Origin of the sequence: Portibacter lacus (genome assembly GCF_021533215.1) — a bacterium.
Taxonomy (GTDB): Bacteria; Bacteroidota; Bacteroidia; order Chitinophagales; family Saprospiraceae; genus Portibacter; species Portibacter lacus.
Map to the genome: position 1 here is coordinate 1 of NZ_JAJNKA010000016.1, position 20,412 is coordinate 20,412.

Annotated in this window: 14 protein-coding genes, 1 tRNA gene and 1 pseudogene; 3 read left to right on the top strand and 13 right to left on the bottom strand. The window is 33.5% G+C overall.

What is annotated here, in order from left to right; genetic code table 11:
• Positions 1–3,441, bottom strand: a pseudogene (locus tag L2586_RS21030) (hypothetical protein); the annotation flags it as partial.
• Between the two features lie 522 nt (positions 3,442–3,963).
• Between L2586_RS21030 and L2586_RS21035 the strand changes: the two are divergent.
• On the top strand, positions 3,964–4,311 hold the full coding sequence (locus tag L2586_RS21035; protein ID WP_235294931.1) for a 4Fe-4S dicluster domain-containing protein: 348 nt from the start codon (positions 3,964–3,966) through the stop codon (positions 4,309–4,311).
• Here the strand turns inward: L2586_RS21035 and L2586_RS21040 are convergent.
• The 3 genes from L2586_RS21040 to L2586_RS21050 all read right to left on the bottom strand — a co-directional run bounded on the left by L2586_RS21040 (position 4,306) and on the right by L2586_RS21050 (position 7,720).
• The gene (locus tag L2586_RS21040; RefSeq protein WP_235294932.1) at positions 4,306–5,646 is read right to left on the bottom strand and encodes a hypothetical protein; all 1,341 of its coding nucleotides are present in this window, start codon (positions 5,644–5,646) and stop codon (positions 4,306–4,308) included. The genes L2586_RS21035 and L2586_RS21040 overlap by 6 nt on opposite strands.
• Positions 5,636–6,184, bottom strand: coding sequence for an RNA polymerase sigma factor (locus L2586_RS21045; RefSeq protein ID WP_235294933.1), 549 nt, complete (start codon positions 6,182–6,184; stop codon positions 5,636–5,638). Before L2586_RS21045 ends, L2586_RS21040 begins: the two co-directional genes overlap by 11 nt.
• Before the next feature lie 396 nt (positions 6,185–6,580).
• On the bottom strand, positions 6,581–7,720 hold the full coding sequence (locus tag L2586_RS21050; protein WP_235294934.1) for a DNA recombination protein RmuC: 1,140 nt from the start codon (positions 7,718–7,720) through the stop codon (positions 6,581–6,583).
• Positions 7,721–7,802: 82 nt separating this feature from the next.
• On the opposite strand from L2586_RS21050, the gene L2586_RS21055 reads away from it, so the two are divergent.
• Positions 7,803–8,522, top strand: a complete 720-nt coding sequence (locus tag L2586_RS21055) for a hypothetical protein (protein WP_235294935.1) — start codon at positions 7,803–7,805, stop codon at positions 8,520–8,522.
• A gap of 232 nt (positions 8,523–8,754) precedes the next feature.
• On the top strand, positions 8,755–10,116 hold the full coding sequence (locus L2586_RS21060) for an aminopeptidase P family protein (RefSeq protein ID WP_235294936.1): 1,362 nt from the start codon (positions 8,755–8,757) through the stop codon (positions 10,114–10,116).
• On the opposite strand, the gene L2586_RS21065 is transcribed toward L2586_RS21060, so the two are convergent.
• The 9 genes from L2586_RS21065 to L2586_RS21105 form a co-directional block, all read right to left on the bottom strand.
• Positions 10,110–10,982 (bottom strand): TIGR01459 family HAD-type hydrolase, encoded by an 873-nt coding sequence (locus L2586_RS21065; RefSeq protein ID WP_284284825.1) that lies wholly within the window; start codon positions 10,980–10,982, stop codon positions 10,110–10,112. The genes L2586_RS21060 and L2586_RS21065 overlap by 7 nt on opposite strands.
• Positions 10,979–12,010, bottom strand: coding sequence for a hypothetical protein (locus L2586_RS21070; protein ID WP_235294938.1), 1,032 nt, complete (start codon positions 12,008–12,010; stop codon positions 10,979–10,981). The genes L2586_RS21065 and L2586_RS21070 overlap by 4 nt, the downstream gene beginning before the upstream one ends.
• 158 nt (positions 12,011–12,168) lie before the next feature.
• Positions 12,169–13,068: a DMT family transporter gene (locus L2586_RS21075; RefSeq protein WP_235294939.1), complete on the bottom strand. Its 900-nt coding sequence runs from the start codon at positions 13,066–13,068 to the stop codon at positions 12,169–12,171.
• Positions 13,069–13,223: 155 nt separating this feature from the next.
• Positions 13,224–13,311 (bottom strand) — tRNA-Ser (locus tag L2586_RS21080).
• A 217-nt stretch (positions 13,312–13,528) separates the two neighbouring features.
• Positions 13,529–14,260, bottom strand: coding sequence for a Crp/Fnr family transcriptional regulator (locus L2586_RS21085; RefSeq protein ID WP_235294940.1), 732 nt, complete (start codon positions 14,258–14,260; stop codon positions 13,529–13,531).
• Between the two features lie 162 nt (positions 14,261–14,422).
• The gene (locus L2586_RS21090) at positions 14,423–15,301 is read right to left on the bottom strand and encodes a DUF4249 family protein (RefSeq protein WP_235294941.1); all 879 of its coding nucleotides are present in this window, start codon (positions 15,299–15,301) and stop codon (positions 14,423–14,425) included.
• Positions 15,302–15,466: 165 nt separating this feature from the next.
• Positions 15,467–16,354, bottom strand: coding sequence for a DUF4249 family protein (locus L2586_RS21095; protein ID WP_235294942.1), 888 nt, complete (start codon positions 16,352–16,354; stop codon positions 15,467–15,469).
• Positions 16,355–16,553: 199 nt separating this feature from the next.
• Positions 16,554–19,199 (bottom strand): TonB-dependent receptor, encoded by a 2,646-nt coding sequence (locus tag L2586_RS21100; protein ID WP_235294943.1) that lies wholly within the window; start codon positions 19,197–19,199, stop codon positions 16,554–16,556.
• Between the two features lie 125 nt (positions 19,200–19,324).
• Complete coding sequence (locus L2586_RS21105) at positions 19,325–20,350, bottom strand: FecR family protein (RefSeq protein ID WP_235294944.1); 1,026 nt, start codon at positions 20,348–20,350, stop codon at positions 19,325–19,327.
• Positions 20,351–20,412: the final 62 nt, after the last annotated feature.

Sequence of the window (20,412 nt, forward strand, 5' to 3'; positions counted from 1 at the left end):
CCAGGTCCTGGTAATCATCCCGGTTCCATTGCATCCTGATAAATCTGCTACATCTGCAAACGTCGCTTCTACTACTCCACAATTATCGGCTTCGTCTTCTACATCGCCTGTATTTGCAATTGTTGGCTTTACTTCACAATTGATCGTAATAGCTGATGGGACAGTGAAGCTTGGCGGTGTGGTGTCTTGAACAGTAATGGTTTGCTCTTGCACATTCATATTTCCACAGGCATCAACTAAGGTCCAGGTCCTGGTAATCATCCCGGTTCCATTGCATCCTGATAAATCTGCTACATCTGCAAACGTCGCTTCTCCCACTCCACAATTATCGGTTTCGTCTTCTACATCGCCTGTATTTGCTATGGTTGGCATTACTTCACAATTGATTGTAATATTTGATGGGACGGTAAAGCTCGGCGGTGAGGTGTCTTGAACAGTGATGATCTGCTCTTGCACATTCATATTTCCACAGGCATCAACTAAGGTCCAGGTCCTGGTAATCATCCCGGTTCCATTGCATCCTGATAAATCTGCTACATCTGCAAACGTCGCTTCTCCCACTCCACAATTATCGGCTTCATCCAATACATCGCCTGTATTTGCAATTGTTGGCATTACTTCACAATTGATCGTAATATTTGATGGCACGGTAAAGCTTGGAGGTGTGGTGTCTACAACATTAATAATTTGCACTATCATATTGCTTAACCCACAAGAATCAACAACCGTAATAGTTCTTTCTACGACTCCAGTATTATTACATTGACCTAACGAAGGTAAAAATACTTCCATCGTATCTGAAATCCCTGATATACTAGAAATTACTTCAACCTGCCCGATTAAACTCTTATGTGTATAATCTTCTTCACACGAAATAGTAATCGGTGATTGAATATTCAAACTTGGGACTGTATTCCCCAAAATAATGATATCCACCATATCAAAAACTGGATCGCAAGTATTATTCCCATCTACATTCCAGGTTAGACTTACCGTATTCCCAATTTCAGAACTTTCAGGTGTATAAATTGCCAAAGGATCATTAATATTTGAAAACATTCCATCTCCACCAGTCCATATCCCTGTTTCCCCACTGGCCAAAGTAGCTGCTAATTGGGCATCTTCATCATAACAAATTAATAAATCTTCTCCAGCATTTGCAATACTTTCATTTTCAATTGTTATCGCAAATGATGAAAATGCTTCACACCCAAATCTATCAGTAACTGTAGTGCTGAAAATTGAAGATTCTGTGACATCGACTTCAATTTCAGGAGTGGTTTCACCTGTATTCCACAGGTATAAATAACCTTCATGCCCTCCTAAATTTTCATGTTTCAAAGTACCTGAATATGATTCACATACTGTTGTATCCATCGCTGAATTCGTCATCACATCAATAATAAATCCACTGTTATATGATATGGAATAGACTATACATGCAGATCCTGTAACACCTAATTCATTTTCAAAAGAAACTGTCACCGTATCATTACCATTAAAATCATCTGGAGGAGTATATAATATACAAATATCTCTAATCGCAGAAGCACTAGATTGAGAATTCGCAGTTACTATTGACGTGATTTGATAAGTCTCTCCACAACCAGCAAAGTCCAAGCACATTTCATTAGGTTCACCAGCACAAATAGTATCCGAGTAAAAAAAGGTACTAGGAAGTCCGTTTTCTGGATCAACTATAAAGATTCTCTCTTCAAAAGATGAAAGGTACCCAAAAGTGCCACTTGCACCATCGCCAACAATTAGCCCAGCAGTAAAATTAATATCTGCTGTAATTGTATTTTCATCTTCAACTTCAGAATTTGGAATTGTTACCGCTATATGCGCCGGACTTAATCCAGGAACGACATCCGTAATAGCATTGCCAATATCATTAACTAATGTGTTATTAAATCTCAATGAATTAAATCCAGAAACAGGAATAATAATTTGCACCACATTTTGGCCTGCATTAAATTTTGCAAAACTAATACTAGTAGAACCTGAACATTCAGAAATCGGTCCTGCTATTCCCATTCCTACTTCTTCAGAAGACTGGCCTGTGATATGATAAACGTACGAAGGCTTAGAGGTATTTATATAATGTGATTCTCCTTCTGTATTGCCTCCTAAGTAATATTCATAGAATTGGCCTGCATCTAAAATAACCTCAGGACTTGCATTTCCATCGATATAAACACTCGTATTATTATCCACAGCTATAATGATCGCGTAATCATCATCAGCATCGACTCCACCTCTAACCACAACATAATCGTTGCCCAAACTTTCAATCGGGACTAACTGATCTATTCCGCCATCTAAATCACCACCTTCTAAAAGCCTTGAATGCTGTGAACCTGAAATAGCAGCAATGTCCTTAGTTGAAGTAATTTTTATACCTGAAACCGTTACGTTGTTTTCATTATCTTTTATCAAGTAAGTTTCTCCCCTATTAAGGGTAACAGTATGTGGACTAGTTATCCCTTGCATAGGTACATCAAATATAAAAGTTACATCCGTATCATCTTCCACAGCCATGACTGATATAAAGTGATTCTCTGATAAACCAGTTCCTTGATTTCTCGCAATTGCCATTCTGGTTTGACTACCTGCAATAAATGAACGCCCTAATGCTTCTATACCTTTACCAGTCATTAAAACTTTATTATTTCTTGCGTCAATTTTATAGATAAGCTGGATAGGGAAATCAGAAGTTACGATTACACCATTATCCAACTCCTTTGCATTATTGTTGGGTGTTTGCATAATATTCTCCCCTTGCAAATCTACTGTTAATGAATTCATACTATTTACAACACCTGAATAAGTGTATGACCCATCTGCAGAGGTAATGTTAAAATTTGCTTCGGGAAAAATTGTAGATATATTAAAAGAAGATGGTTCCATATAATCAGTATTGCCTGCATTAGACATTCTCCATACTGGTGGGATGTAATATGTTAAGGCATTATCACAGTCAAATTGCTCCATAACACCATCTTCTATACAACTTAAATCCAATTCATCTATAAACTGGTCTCCATCGTTATCTATGCCATCTGTACAATCTTCAATTTCTGACATGGTGTCATAAGGGTCTTCACAATAAATTTGGGCAACCCATCCTGCCCTATTGGTGCTGCCATCAGAAATAAAATGAAATGTCAGACAGTTAGTTGAAGCAACAATTAAACTACGCATATCTCCTTCATTTCCGTTATAAGTCCCAATTAGTGAAGAACTTGTATTCGGACCATCATATATAAGAAAATCGTCAGAACTATGAACATTAAACGCTGAAAAAATAGCACGAATTCTTCCACCTCCGTTATCTGAGCAAAAAGTTGAAACTATATTTTGATTATTGCCATAATTTGATCCAGTTCCTCCAGAATCTGTAAACGTAGTGCTACAGGTATTAATCACCTGAGCTACCATAGTTGTCGGGCTAAAAAAATACAGCACACTCAAAAGCATAATCAGCACAGATTTACACTGCGAGTTTACTAGGTGTTTAGTCATTTTACTTCAAAATATTTATATTAGACTACTTCCCATTCAAATGAAATAGCCTAGTTAATTTTATTCCAGGTAACGATTTCTCATCGTGAATAAAATCAGAACATCCCTATTCTAGCATGAAAAGTAATAATAAATAGTTCATTCTATATCTTTTACATAGAATTATTTTTAATATAAATTATAAAAATTTATATTATACTGATAAAGTGTTAATTAAACATTATTAAATATTTTAATATCAAATTTATATATCTATAAGTGTATCACTTTTAATAAAAACGTATTATATAATTCACTTTTGGTCAATAAGAAACATATCACAAAATAGAACCCTATGATAATTCATATTATGATTTTATTAATACACTTTTTCTGAACTAAACAAGGCTTATTATTCTTTATTTGTATATTTGCATCCTAATACTTGAATGAACACATATGGCAATTTATATAACAGATGAATGTATTAACTGTGGAGCATGTGAACCTGAATGCCCTAATAATGCAATTTATGAAGGTGGAGTTAACTGGCAAATTGCTGAAGGAACAGGAGTTTCTGGAAAGTATGAGCTAGAAACAGGTGAATTTGTAGACGCAGAACATGATAACGAACCAGTCAGTGATGAATTCTATTTTATTGCTCCTGATAAATGTACAGAATGTAAAGGTTTTCATGATGAACCTCAGTGTGCAGCTGTTTGTCCAGTGGATTGTTGTTTACCTGATCCAGACAGGGAAGAAACAGAAGAAGAATTGTTAGCAAGAAAAGCTAGACTACACTTATAATTTGTAGGCTACTCCTACATTAATATAGGACAATCTATTCTTTGAATCCAATTTGGCTTCAGTTTTCAGAATTTTATTCAAACCATAATTTGTAGTAAGGTTGACGCCTAATTTATTGGTTATCTCATATCTATACTGACCTCTGAAAGCAAAGTTATGCTTTGTTAATAGGTTATTATCATTCAGAGTAGAAACTCCTAAGAAACTATTAGAATTGGAAAGGCTCGTCACAATTTCAGCAAGATTTATTTCATCATTATATCCTTTTATAAGATAACTATATTGAACTCCCAATCCTACATGATGTTTTTGAGTAATCTTGTAATTTATCTGCAGTGGGATATTCAGAAAATAGAGTTTGGTTAATTTCTGAGACACAAGACTGTAGTATTTCTCAGATATTTTATTCTTACCAAGCTCCTCAACTGTATTATACCCGACAAATTCATCTGTCACTTCGGTTGGAGCGCCAAAACTAACATCAAATTCTTCAGTCCTATAATTAGATAAAAAACTATAATTTTTATTGCTTAATAAAAAATGAATCCCAGTTTGTAATTCCCAACGGCGGCCTAACACTTTTCCAGCATTAAAACCAAATTCAGGCCCTTTTACATCAGAGGCTAATGGAAAGGCATACCCAGCATAAAATCTAAAGAATATTGGATTAGGATTCATAATTTCTACAATTTCGGGAGATTCGCTGATTCTATCTTCAATTAAAAACATTTTAAGATCTTGACTTGACAATCCATCTAGTAAATTTATGGATGGCTTTTTAATTATCGCTTCAACCTTTTCCGTTTGATTGCCACTATCTTTAATGCTTGTGTCATGTTCGAGGTTAGAATAGGATTTCAACTTAATTTCTTCAATACTTGTTGCCTTATTTATATCATCATCTGAAAAGTTAGTGCTTTCATGACTATTCTGACCATCACCCTTTTGAAGAAGGCTAGGTAAACTATGGTCACCACTTAGGTTTTTCACAGGAGTAATATTTACAGCTTCGCTTTCACTCCTTGCTGTTTTAGGTAAAACGGAAGTTTCTTGGATTGTGTTATTTACTAAGAGTTCAGTAGTTATCTTTTCTTTATTCACTTTACTTTCCAGGTTCTCATCTAATGCGACATCTTCAATTTTTGTCTTGACATCATTTTCTAAAATTAAATTATTTAATGTAAAATAACCTAAAGTAGAAGCAACCATGCCGAACAATAGAAAAAAGATCAAAGCTCTCCTTCTATTATCTCTTACAGGCATTTCTTTATCGAGCAATGCCTCCATCGACTTCCAGCCTATTTCGCTAAGATCTTTATGTTTATTATCCTGCATGATTAAGTGTTGCCTTTGATTCTTTAATTATTTCCTTTAATTTTCTACGAGCTTCAGATAGATGCCATTTAGATGTTCCTTCACTGATGCATAGCTTTTCTGCAATTTCTCTGTGATTAAAACCTTCTATAGCGTAAAGACTAAAAACTTTGTGAGTATTACCAGATAATCGATTGATAAGTAAGATCAAATCATCATAGAAAAGCCTTTCTAATATGGTTTCATCTGATTTCTTTTCTGGCTCTTCGAAAATCATAAACTTTAAGTACTTATTCTCCTTCCGAAAATAATCGGACAAACTAGTAAATATGATTCTTCTAACCCATCCTTCGAATGAGCCACGATTTTCAAAATTTTGAATATTCTTGAATACTTTTAGAAATCCGTCATTAACTACCATCATGGCAGTGTCTTGGTCAGATGTATATCTGAGACACATAGCAATCATCTTAGAGAAATACATTTTGTATAACTCTTCCTGGTAGCGCCTTTTATTAGCAATACAACCCGATATGATTTTATCTAATGAAGAACCCATTATTTAAATAGACGGAAGGAAATAGAAAAAGGTTGGCTAAGGGTATAAAAAAAGGCTAGGAAATTTAAATTCCTAACCATCTTTCGTAATCCTCTTCTGGGCCCATGGCAATCTTCCGCTTTCTGGAAGTAAAAATTAGAAAACTGAAGAAGGATTTGAGCAAGCTCTTTAATTTGTTCATAATAGTTGGATTAATAATGTTACTTAATAAAGTTAATTTTCATAGTGTCAAAGAATTCAAAATACATTTTGCAACTTTTGAATAAAGTCATATAATGTTCTGCACATCTCAAATTCTTCCTTCTATATAATAAGAACGATATTAGATTCAATTATGTTGATGCTAATATGTTAATAATTTATAATTTTTTAAAAAATGTCTTACAAAAGCATAAATCAGTCTAAAAATTTGATTTTATCAAGATTATTTAACTTTCGTTCAATATTTCTAGATTTCGCTCCAGCCGTTTCGATTATCTTATTTGCCTCTAGAATTTTTCTTTGAGTTTTATCTAAAATATCTCCGAACTTGTGAAATTCATTTTTTACTACATTTAGTAATTTCCACACTTCACCAGTTTGTTTTTCAATTGCTAAGCTTTTAAATCCTTGCTGCAGTGAAGATAAGAATGCCCCTAAATTACTAGGACCTACAATCATTATCTTATATGCACTTTGTACATCCATTATTAAGCCAGGAATTCTTAAAACTTCAGCATAAAGACTTTCTGTCGGCAAAAACATGATACCGAAATCTGTTGTGTATGGTGGATAGACATATTTCGTGTTTATTTCAGAGGCCATTTGCTTAACAGTTACTCCTAATTGTTTCCGCTTCTTTGTAATTTCATCTTTATCATTGCTTTCATACGCATTTAATAGATGTTCATATATATCTAGGGGAAACTTAGCATCTACAGGAAGCCAGATATAGGGCAAACTTTCTGTATTTCCTGGAAATTTTATTGCGAATTCAACATGGTTTCTCGTATTGGGAATTGTCGTTACATTTAAAGAATATTGATCTTGAGTCAACAATTGTTCTAGTAGATTACTGAGTTGTATTTCCCCTAAAACACCTCTTGATTTTGTATTGGACAATACTCGCTTTAAGTCGCCTACCCCATTCGCTAAAATTTGCATTTCTCCAAGTCCTTTCTGAACTTTAGTTAACGAATCAGAAACCAATTGAAAAGAATGGGTCAACCTAGTTTCAAGTGTCTTTTGTAATTTTTCATCGACTACAAATTTTATTTCTTCTAATTTCTTGTGTACTGTTTCATCTAACGACTTGCTACTTTTCTCTAGCTCCTCAAAAACAAACTGGTGATGATTGGCTGTATTTTCTAGTTGACCAAAAATTGACTTCTGGAAATTAAAAAAGTTTTCTTGAACATGCTTATTTAGACTAAGTTCTAACTGATTAGAAATAGCCTTCTGAGACTGGAAGGATTTCTGGTGTTGGATTAAGTTGATGAACAAAATACAAATCACTAGAATTAGCATGATGATAATGACAACAAGAAGCTGGTTCATAGTACAAATATATATTATATTTTTATTTAATATATACCTTAATAAGAAATTTTGTATTTTAACTTTTATAATTCGATAATTAATGAAATTAAGAAACCTATTTGCCAAAAAAATAGACCCTGCAATTCAACATTCGATAGAATTAAAAGCTTTATCGAAAGTACCGCTGGCCGAACGAAATTTGACGTGGGATAAGAACTTTATGAAGCATGCTGGTGAAGCTCATCTAGCTTGTAGAATTCCACAAATAGAAAAAGGAGACGATGGATTCCCATATTTCCAGCTTGAAATCCCAAATGTAGGTGCTCCATTTCAGGCGTATACCATATCTAAACTAATCGAAGATCATTTATTAAAAGATGGTTTGGGTGCATCTATCACTGCTTATGGTGAGAAACCAGAAATGAGATTTTCTTATGGGGAACTCCTGAACTACCATTATAGGAAATCGTTCAGAAGCAACTTGCAAAACTGGCTACCACCCTCGCCTACTCAGTTTCAAAATGAAAAAGAAATATTAGGTGGGAATCCAACAGCCAGTATATTACATCCACTGACTCGTAAAGTTATACTAGCATACCTTGTGAAGAATAATTACCATTTTCCAAAGGTCTCTTTATTGAATATTATGACAGAAAATGGAATTATGAATCAACTTGTATTCAATCTAGTTCCTTCGAAGTTTAATAGTGAAAAACATTTTCAGGCGGTGTTAAGCAGTTTGAAGTGGTACCTTCCAGTACATTACACTTATACATCTATGCCAGAGCACTATCTTGGAGAATTATTTTTTGATTTATAGAACAATTTAACAGAAGTAAATTCTTTTTAAATGAAATCTACCTTATAAATCATCATGAGATGCCTTATATTGTGAAGATTATAAATAATGTGTCAAGTGATTGACGCTCAAAATACTATTAAACATAAACTTTGAAAGAGAAAAAATTTCTAAGGAATTGGGGACTAGGTATTATTGTGGGTTTCATCATTTATAAAATTATTATGGCTATAATTACGTAAATTTAAATCGCATGATGATCCACACATTTAGTGCAGAAACCTATATTAAAAGGAGAGAACAATTAGCAAAGACCATTTCTAACGGGAAAATATTCTTATTAGGAAATAGAGAAAGCAGTGTTAATTTCAAAGATAATTGGTATCCATTCCGACAAGATTCTACATTTTTATATTATGCAGGTCTGAATATTCCCAGCCTTGATTTAATCATTGATACAGATACAGGAGAAACAACACTTTATGGAGACGAGTTAACGATAGAAGATATTGTGTGGACTGGGCCACTTCCTACGGTCAAAGAAATGGCTGAAAAAGTTGGAATCACAAATGTAAAACCGTTATCTGATCTTGCTAAAGATTTAGGAGGTAACATTCATCACTTACCACCATATCGGCCGCTTCATCAGATGAGAGTTGCAAGTTTAGGAGATCACTCTGAAGAACTTATAGAAGCAATCGTAGCACAACGAAATGTAAAATCACCAGAAGAGATTGATTCTTTACATGAAGCATGTACTTTCACTAGCCACATGCACTTAGAAGTAATGTCTAAAGCTAGGCGTGGAATGCATGAATATGATCTGGTGGCGATAGCTAAAGCATTTGGTGCTAGTAAGAATGTCGATTTTAGTTTTTTACCAATATGTACAAAACGTGGTCATGTACTTCATAATCATTCCTATGATAATGTCTTAGAACACGGAGACATGATTCTTTTCGATAGTGGTCTGGAATCCACTTTGCATTATGCAGGGGATATGACAAGGACATTCCCTGTCGATAGAAAATTCTCTGCAATACAAGCAGATATGTACCAAATTGTTCTTAATGCGCAGAAGGCAGCCATTAGAAAATCAAAAGTTGGTGTAAAGTTTCTTGATGTTCATTTAGAATCTTCTAAAACTTTAGTAAAAGGTTTAATTGAGTTAGGCATCATGAAAGGTGATCCAGAAGAAGCTGTTGCTAATGGTGCACATACTATGTTTTTCCAATGCGGCCTAGGTCATCTTATGGGACTCGATGTTCACGATATGGAAAACTTAGGAGAACAGCATGTAGGTTATGGCGGTGGAATGATTAAAAGCAAAGAATTCGGATTAAAATCTTTGAGGTTAGGAAGATCTTTGGAAGAAGATTTTGTCATTACGATCGAACCTGGATTGTATATTATACCAGAATTAATTGATCAATTAAGTGCTGAAAAGAAGCACACTTCCTTTATCGATTACAAAGAATTAAATAAAATACGAGATTTCGGTGGTATTAGAATCGAAGATGACTACTTAATAAAGCAAGATGGAATCGAATTACTAGGAGAACCACTAGCTAAAGAAATCAAAGAAATAGAAGATATTAGATCAGCAAATCAATAATGGTCCATAGCGATACTCGGGCAGATATAATTTGGAATTATACCGGTACTTTTGATGTAGGTCCTCATCTGATTTTCAGATGTATTCCCACTGAGTACGAGTGCGGTGCCTAGTCCGAATTTATTACCACCCATAATGTCTGTTCTCAGCGTATCACCTACCATCAGAATCTCATTCCTCTTCAAGTTCTTTTTGTTGACAATGCGCTCATAAGCAAACATAAACATTTGAGAATCTGGCTTCCCAAAGTAAATGAACTTTTTCTTGCTAATCTTTTCTATCATTCTTGCAATTGCGCCAGTTGCTATGTTTACTTCCGTGGAAGAAACAGGATATGTATTATCTGTATTAGCCACAACCACTGGAATACTCTTCATTCTCAGAATATTAATAGTTTTATTTAAGTGCATCTGCCAATCATATCCTTCGTCATCCAGAAAAACTAGTGCTGAAACATCCTTTATATCTTTCAAATTAAAGTCTCGAATAGAAATAAAATTTCTTCCTGTTTCTTCTACATAGAATGAAGATTGCTTTGTTCCAACGTAAACAATAGTCCCCTTTTTGATTTTATTTTTCAAAAAAGCCAAAGCCATCATTCCTGAGCTAATTATATTTTCTTCGTTGACCATATCCATACCCAACCGGCGAAAGTTCTGTGCAAGCAATGCAGGACTTTTAGAAGAGTCATTTGTCAAAACAATTACCTCCTTGCCCATTTCTTTTAAGGTATTCACTGAATCTATAACACCAGGAATAATTCCATGAGCATTTTTTATTACTCCAAATGAATCAAGGAACACGGCTTTATAGTTTTTTAAAACCGATTCAAAGCTTCTCAGCTTCATTCTGTGCGACATAGTCATATCTTAAGATGTTTTAAATAGATATCAGTATCTAGATCATTGTCTAATTGAGGTAAATAATGATATGCATCTTCCTGTAATTTATAGCTGTAGTCATTATGGAAAAAACGTCTTCCTTCTCTCACTACATAGTTCAATATGAAGAATCGATAGCTTTCTTTGATAAAATGCAGCTCTTCTCCTGAAAAAGGAAAAACCTCGTGGTATGATTTGAGAAAGTGCATAAATCGATCTTCTTTTAAAATTTCAAATCCATAATGAAATGAAGTTTTGTCCCCTACTTCAGAGACGACTCTTGCCAGAAAGTAAAGATCCATTATTCTACTGTCTATTCTGAACCAATCATAATCCCATCGTGAGAAAAGCGAAAAATTTTCATTGACACTAAAGTTTCCAATATTCCAATCTAAGAATACAGGAATTTTATTAAATGACCTATAATTTAAAGTAGCTGCATTTACTAAAAACTTTTCTATGTGTTCATGTATTAATGGAGCATGAGCACCGAACTGCGTGTGACCATTATATAAGTCTGTTTTTAGATGTCTCAAATCATCATACAGATCTTTCTTTGATTCTGGAAGTGTATTTCTTATTTGATCACAGCAGAGATGAAAATGAGCTATGCTTCTTGCTAACTTAGTGATTTGATTCTCATCTAATTTCTTCGGAGGTCTTTGGTTAATTTTAACAGGCAAGTAAAATACAAGTGAAGCATCTATTTCTACATCTTTAAATCGATAGATGTATAATTTTTTTCCTTGCATTAAAGAGCGAGCTAAGAATCCATCAAATGGTAAACCCAAATTATTAGAAAGCACGTTGATTATCCTATGATCATTAGAAAAAGCTTCATGTTTTCCGAAATAGGATAATTTGGCAAACAGAATATTCTTATCCTCTAAGTCTATTTTATAAACAGCATTTGTAGATACTTCAATACTAATATTTGTAATATTTCTAATCTTCCTGGTATCCCCATAACCATCCCAAGCTTTCTGAATAATCGCTGTGTAATCAATCTGCATAAGAAGTTTGTTTGACTAAAGGTAATTTTTTTTCTGTCGTTGAAAAAGGAACACCTAAATAAACCAATAAATATTAGTTCTAAAAAATTAATTGGTAAATATGATAAAGTAAATGCCTTCTATTTAAAGATAAAGAATTTGCCTCCGTGTCACAATCATTACCTCGGGATAAGATGTGGATCCTTTTTCTTTTCTCTGATTAAATATATACCTATAAGGATTAAAAGTCCGCCGATCACATAAATAATGGAAAATTCTTCTCCATCTATTAAACCCCACATGACAGCAACAACCGGAAGAAGGTAAGTTACGGTACTTGCGAAAATAGGTGAAGTACTTTGAATTAGTTTAAAATACAAAATCATCGCTATTGCTGTACCCATAATAGTCAGAATACTCAAGTATCCCAAGGATTGCAATGTTTCACTATCCAAGTTTGTGTTTTCAAAGAAGCCAGAAAATATTAATAATACAAAAGAAGGAATCATCCAAATGGTGAAGACACCACCCGAAAGCTGCAAGGAAGGGACGTGTTGCAATTTCTCTTTTACAATTAATCCATTAGTTGCATAGCAAATGGTTGCTAATACTATTAATAAGGCATACCCAATTTGAGAATCGGTACTACTACTCTTAGAATAATACATCAAGAGAGCTGCTCCTATAAACCCAATCACTGCTCCTATTAATTGGAACCATCGACTTTTAATCCCGAAAAAGAGAAATCCGAGAACTAACACAAAAACTGGAACCAAAGAGTTAAGAATACCAGCGATCGAACTACTAATATGCGTCTGGGCAATTGGAAATAAAAACATTGGTAAAAAATTCCCTAAGAAACCTGATACGGTTACCCAGAATAAGGTTTTCTTCTTCATCTTTAATAAAGCCGGTATTCCATAGATGGACATTATCAGACCGGAAACGCCAACTCTGAATGCTCCTATTTCCAGCGGCGTAAAGGAAATAAGTGTTTTCTTAATTAAGATAAAAGAACTCCCCCAAGTAAGTGCTATAATGATTAATAAAAACCAGCGATTTTCTAGTAGATTCTTCATATCAATCTAAAAATTTGATCACAAGAAATAGATTTAAGACTTCATAGCACTTCTAACATTATTCATTACTTCATGAAGAATACAATATTCTAGCAATTATATGTAAAATAAAAAAGAGGCAATCTCTATTGAGAAAGCCTCTTTATTAGTATTTGCGGAGGAGGAGGGATTCGAACCCCCGGTACCGGTAAGGGTACGTCGGTTTTCAAGACCGGTGCATTAAACCAGCTCTGCCACTCCTCCGAAATAAAAACATTCTAATCATTTTTAGAATGGGACACAAAAGTACATTTCCTTTTTGAATTGAGAAATATTTTTTGGTTTTTTTTTATAAAAAAGGAAAAAGGCACGCAATCTTTTTTGCATGCCTTTTAGTGCTTCTTGTTTGAGTGGCTAAGCTGGCCACATGAAAACATTAACTAAACCTAATTACTAATTACTACTTACGTCTTATATATTTTTAAACTAATGCTGCCATATCTCTGATAAGAATACTCTTACGCTTGAAATATATTAGATTAGATTTTTTCAAATCATTTAATACGGAGGTGACAGTTTGCCTGCTCGTACCCGTAAAATTTGCGATATCTTGCTGGGTTAAACTATGTTTTAACAACATTTCAAATCCAACTTTTCTACCTTGATTTCTAGCATTATCTTTCAAGAAATCAATTATCCTTGCTCTTGCATCTTTTAAGATCATTGACTCTAATCGCATTTCCGTATTTTTCAGTTTTCTTCCTAACATGGAAATCAACTTCATACTTAACTGCGAATTAGATCTTACAACTTCTTTAAAGTCAGCAACCTTCATTATATAGTATACCGTTGCAGAATCCATTGTTTTAGCAAAATCTGCTCTTTTCTCTTCTCCAAGTAAAGACAGCTCACCAAACATTGCTTTCGGATGCAATATTGATTTTATAACTTCTTTGCCTTCTTTAGAATGAGTGCCAATTTTCAAAGTACCTTTTTCTAAGAAGTATATGGTATCCGTTAGGTCGCCGGCTTGGTATATAAAATGATATTTTGGCGATTCTTTTTTATCAATGATACTGGCTAACTTTACCAAATCTTGATTCGGAAGGTCCTCAAAAAGAGGAAAATTTCTTAAAAAATCTGCTTTAATCTGAATTTCCACGTCACTACATTTTTTATTTCTAACACTAATTTTAGATTTGATAATTTTCAAAACCGCATCTGTATAATAGACACTCACAACTCTCTCCTCCCCTATGTTTATATTTAAATAAGAACTTTACTATCGGGCACATATACGCTTAAGCCCTTTAAAATGGGGAATACTCGCTAATTTTAAAGCTAATATTAATTGATAAAAAAAAATATATGTTATTTAATTGATAAGGAAACTGGCACTACTTTTAGCATAACCTGTGAAAAGGCCTAGTCCATTTTCGAAATTTGTCTGACGAATAATTGGTTCCGATACAGAAATACTTTGAGAAACAACTTCTAGTGAATACTTTTCATAATACTTATAAGCCTCTTTAGTAATACTTCTTAATTCTATGTCTAGTAGATTACCAGTTAAAACTTCATCAGATGTCACCTCAAAGATGAGATCTTCCTCTAACTCTGCTTTAGAAATTAATAATTTATTCTCATTAATAATTGATCTTAGAGATACATTAGTATTTTCTATATCGCTTATTTCAGTCCTTAAAAAGGCTCCTTGATAACTCTTAAACTTAGGTATTAGCATGAAATACTCATTTTCTAAGTTCTTAAATCCGCAAGAAACTCTTATGTGACTTTCATCTATTTTCTCAATTAATACATTACTTAGAGTGTCCTTTACAGGTATAGATGTTTCTGCATAAATTTCCTTAATCTTTGAAGTCTTATCCGTTAATTCAACATGCAAACCATAAACTGCATTTGTTTCAGGTCGAAAGGATCCAAGAGACACAAAAGCTGCTTTAGAAGATATATATCTAAATCCTGGGTTATCTAATGGAACTCCATCTTTATAAAGGGTCACATTAGCACCTTCCTGTCCTGGAAAATAAAATCGGTCGTCAGTATTAATACCTATACTGGTATTAACTTTAACTTCTATTAAATCTTCAGTATTAATTTCTGAAAACGCAAACAATTTTGACTCTCCATCTGGAACTTCAAAATAAGCATCAGATTCACAAGATGTGAATCCTATAGATATCATAACAAGTAAGGCTATGATAGAACGAATTGTAAGTAGTGGTCTAATCATATCGTTAAGACGATACAACTTTTGATTGTCACACTTTAGGCAAAAAAAATTTACAAATTAAATTTGCATATTAACTACGTATGCAAAATATTTATAATATATGACTATGTAATTATGGAGAATGGAGTATATAATATATATACTCCAGAGAAATGTAGAAAGATTTTAATTTACGCTAACCGTAAGCTCTGTAGATGAATATCCTGTGAATAAACCCAAACCATTTTCAAAATTAGTATAAGAAATTACTGGTTCAGCAATCCCTGCAGATTGAGAAGCAACTTGCTTTGCAAAAGATTTATAATAATTATAAGCATCTGATGTAATAGATAACAATTCAAATTGTATTTCATCGATTAATAAATCGCCATCTACATTTTTTCTATTAGTAAATTCAATAGTTAATTCATCAGTTAATTTATCCTTATTAATTAATACTCCTTTATTATAATTAGAAATGTATGCACCTTCCCCTTCTTGATTAATATCTCGAACTAGTAAATTTTCTTTAACACCATTATTATCGAAATAAGCTCTTAAGATATAAAGACCATTTTCCATATCGTCAAAACCAATGTTAAAAGAAGCTACGAAATCTTTCATATTATAGGCTAGAAATTGCTCTTTAAGAGATTTTACTTTTACAACTTTCAAAGTATCAGGAATAGGAATCATCGTATTCCCTAAAATAGGATTAATACGATTATTTTCACTCAATATAACTTTAAGTCCATAATTTATGCCAGCTTCAGGCCTGAAAGCCCCTTGCGATACAAATGCTCCTTCTGAACTAATATATCTAAACCCCGGATCTTCTAGTGCAACACCATCGATCATCAGAATAACTTCTGCGTCAGATTGTTTCGGATAAATAAAGCTGTCGTCAGTATTAATACCAACTGCTGTGTTAACAAATACCTTTACCTTTTCTTTAGTAGATATTTCTGAAAAAGCAAATAATTTAGAATCCCCATCGGGAACTGTAAAAAATGCGTCTTGCTCGCAGGATGAAAATAGCAAGAGGGCGAATAAAAAAATAGTTAGTCTTTTCAAAGTATTCCTAGTTGGTTCCATAAATCTCAATGCAAATATACAATTTACATTTAAGTCCTCATTAATTTTAACATATTACACTTTTCTCATAAGTGATTGATTCTCATACAGTAAAGTTACAAATAATTTATTCTAATATCCATAAAAATAACTTTTTGCAAGATTACTTACTTATTACACTTAACATCATATGTAACCTTTAGAAAGTCAGACTGTAACTTAATGAAGGTAAAAGGGGTAAAATGGAAATTTGTTTCCTTTCGGGTTGGGTTATATTATCTTTGTTTCTTCTGACATAATAAAACAGGGGATTTTGCCAGTTAAATAAGTTGTAAACACCTATGGTAAGTTTTTGGCGTCCCCAAGCATATTTATTAAATATGTTAACCGAAACATCTATTCTTTTATAATCAGAGAGTCTGATATTATTTTTTTCTGTATAAACACTTATAAAATCCGGTGAATCTGGCCCTACCGGTAAAAATTGAGAGGGAACTGTAACTGGGTTGCCAGTTAAGTAAAGACCATTCATTGCTATTTCTATGTTACTATTTATTCTATAAGATGCACTCGTGTTAACCATATGCCTCCTATCATATCTAAAATAATAAGGATTTCCATTATTTACTTCATCAAATAAACGGGTAGCTTTAGACCATGTATACGAGGCCGAACCTTTGAATTTTCCTACATTCTTTACTAAAGTGGTTTCGATTCCATAACTTAAGCCACTTCCCGTAGGTATGTCACTTTCCCAGTTTGTGCCACTATTAATATCTAAAACAGGGCCTTCCCTTAAAGTAAGAATCTGACTTAAATTTTTGTAAAATCCTCCTATTTCTAAATGCCCAAATTCCGTAAACCTAGACAAAATACTTGCACTGTATTGCCAAGCACGTTCTGGCTGTAACTCATCTGTCGTAGGCAACCAAACATCTGTAGGCAATCCCAAACCTGATGTCGTAAGTAAATGTAGAAATTGGTTAGATCTAGAATAAGTCAATCTCAATAAAAAATCTTCTGATAATTCTGAATTTATGATTACAGAAGGTAAAAAGGAAATATAATTTTTCTTCCTTGATCTAATGAATGAAGCTCGTGCACCTAATACAACATCTATATTATCTGTCGCTTTTATCTTATCTTCAAAATATAAATTCCCCTCTAGACCCGATTCAGTTGTTGGGTCTAAATATTCTTTTAAGTCCGCTCTTCTCAGGACTTCGTCATCAAATACTATTGAATCTGATTCATTTACAACTGCTAAACCTGGATCAAACTGATGTCTAACTAAATCTAACCCAAACTGGAGTTGGTGGTAATTATTAGCATTCAGGTTAAAGTCAAGTCTATACCCTATATCTGTTATTTTACTTTGGAAAAGACTTCCATCATATTTTAATGTATTCGGTTCTAGGTCAATGGTAGATCTAGATTGTTCATTTTTGAAGGCATCAAACGAAAATTGAGAATAGTAAGCTGTAGAATTCATAAACAGCTTCTTGCCTATTTTTGTGCTTAACCTTGCAGAACCTATTCTATTCCCCCAGTTCCAGGCATTTTCATAATTATCAATAATATCTAATGAATCCTCTCTAGATTCACTAATTGTTTCATCACCGAATACATCTTTTCCCTCATAATAACTCAAATAGAAAGTAGAACTTTTTCCAACTCTGAAAGTCAGTTTTGCATTTAAGTCATAAAAACTATAAGATACTTGTCCATCATTCTGAGCAGCATTTTTGAAAGATCTCGAAAATGATTTTATCCATGGATCTATCATCGATCGTCGACCAGAAATAATAAATGAACTTCTATCTTTCTTAATAGGTCCTTCTAGAACAAACTTTGCAGAAATAGTCCCTAGTGAAACATCTCCTGCAAATTTCTTAAGGTTTCCTTCTTTCGTTCTTACATCTAACACAGAGGATAATCTTCCTCCATACTTAGCAGGAAATGCATCTTTGTAAAGTTTCGCACTTTTAACCATAGAGGTATTGAACACTGAAAACATTCCTAGTGTATGACCTGTATTATAAACTGGAACACCATCCATTAATATTAAATTCTGATCAATAGAACCACCTCTCACATTTATTCCTCCCAGACCATCAGCTCCAGTTGATACTCCTGCTTGCATTCCGGCAAGTCTAATTACATCAGGATCACCACCAAGGGCGGTCATATTATTTAAGATATGAAGTGGGAAAGTATTGACTTCCTGGATGTTCTCTTTCTTTACAAGTCTAGTATCCTCAATGATAATTTCATTCAATAAGATATTAGGCGTCATGCTGATCACATGATTTTTCTTTTCGTATGATAAAGTAGCAGTAAAAGCTTCATAACCTAAGTATGTAAATCTTAAATTGACGATACTATCTTTTGCCGTAAAACTAAAATATCCATATTCATTTGCAGAAACACCCACATTAAGTTTCATGCTATAAACATTCGCATATGCCAGTCGCTCCCTACTTACTGCATCTTCTATATATCCAGAAAAAATAAATTTGCCCACCTTATCCTTGAGCGGATTAGCAGTTATTATAATTTGGCCTCCGAGCATTTCATATTCCAGATTCGTGTCAGCGAGGATAACACTTAACACATCTGCTAAAGATTCTTTCTGAATATTAATAGAAATAATATATTCTTCAGAAATGACGGAAGGATCAAAGGCAATATTAATATCTGTAGCGGTACTTAGATCTACCAGAACTGCGGAAAGCGGTTTCTTAAAACAAGAATATGTTATATTCTTAGCGAATACATCATTCTGCCCAAAGGCTAATATTGGTAGTCCAAAAACGATTAGTATGAGTAGTATTTTCTTGTGCATAGGTTGTTACCTATCTGAATTGACAAAATCATGCCAAACTTGCATCAATAAAGGGTTTTTGCTCTATAAACAAAAAAAAGCTCTTGGAAACCAAGAGCTTTTAAAAATTATATTTTTTTTAAAATCTAATTACAAGGATCAGCATTAATAATATATTTATTATTCTCTACTTTCTCAATGGTTAAATTTCTATTCTTGTATACTCTTTCGATAACATTCAAAGCACTTTGAATATTATTTTTATCAAATTCTATCGGACTTGTAAATTCACAGTTCTCTAATCCTTCATTTCCGAATTCAAAATCTACATCATATACATCTTCTAAAACTCCGAAAACAAATGTGTATTTAGAATTAACAAACTTATACTTATTAGTGATAAAGAAATCCGCGTTAGAGACTGAAAGTAATTCTTTTTCTAGGAACATCTTCTTATCTGAATCGAAGTAACCTTTCTCATTCTTTGTAAGAACAAATGATTCACTACTTCCTTTAGGTTTGATTTCTACTGTCCCCGTTTTAACTTCTACTTCCATTAGGCCATCCATGTTTTCAGTATCAAAGGAAAATGAAGTTCCTAATACTTTAACATCTGCATCACCACCTTGTATAATAAAAGGTTTTTTTGCATTTTTTTCAATTTCAAAGAAAGCTTGGCCATCTAGAGAGACCACTCTTTCACTTCCATTAAATTTATCTGGATAACTAAAAGAACTTTTCTCGTTAATCCACACCTTAGAACCGTCAGGTAAATCTATTGACTTTATTTCATTCGAAATTGTCGATACCATCAGTTGATTAACATTAACAGATTGCGTGAGTTGCCAGACTAGAACTGAACTGATCAGAACAGCAGCGACTGCAGCGTACTTCATCCAAGCTTTAATTGGATTTAATGATAATACTTTAGTGGGTTGTGGAATAGCTTCTTTCTGTATTCGATTAGAAAATCGTTCGAAACCTTTATTTACATCAGGTTCGAAAGAAGGCTCATAATTTCCAGAAAGCTCCCAAATCTTGGACACATCTTTCTGTTCCTCTACATTCTGTGAGGAATTTTCCAACCAGTCTAGTAAAAGCCTCTTATCGGGACCTTCCAACTGATTAGTCAGTTGCTTATGCAACAGCGTTATTACTGAATTGTCATGCATAGTTTTAAGCGTATATGACAGTAAGACACCATTACTTTAATGTCCCCCTACTCTTTTTAAAG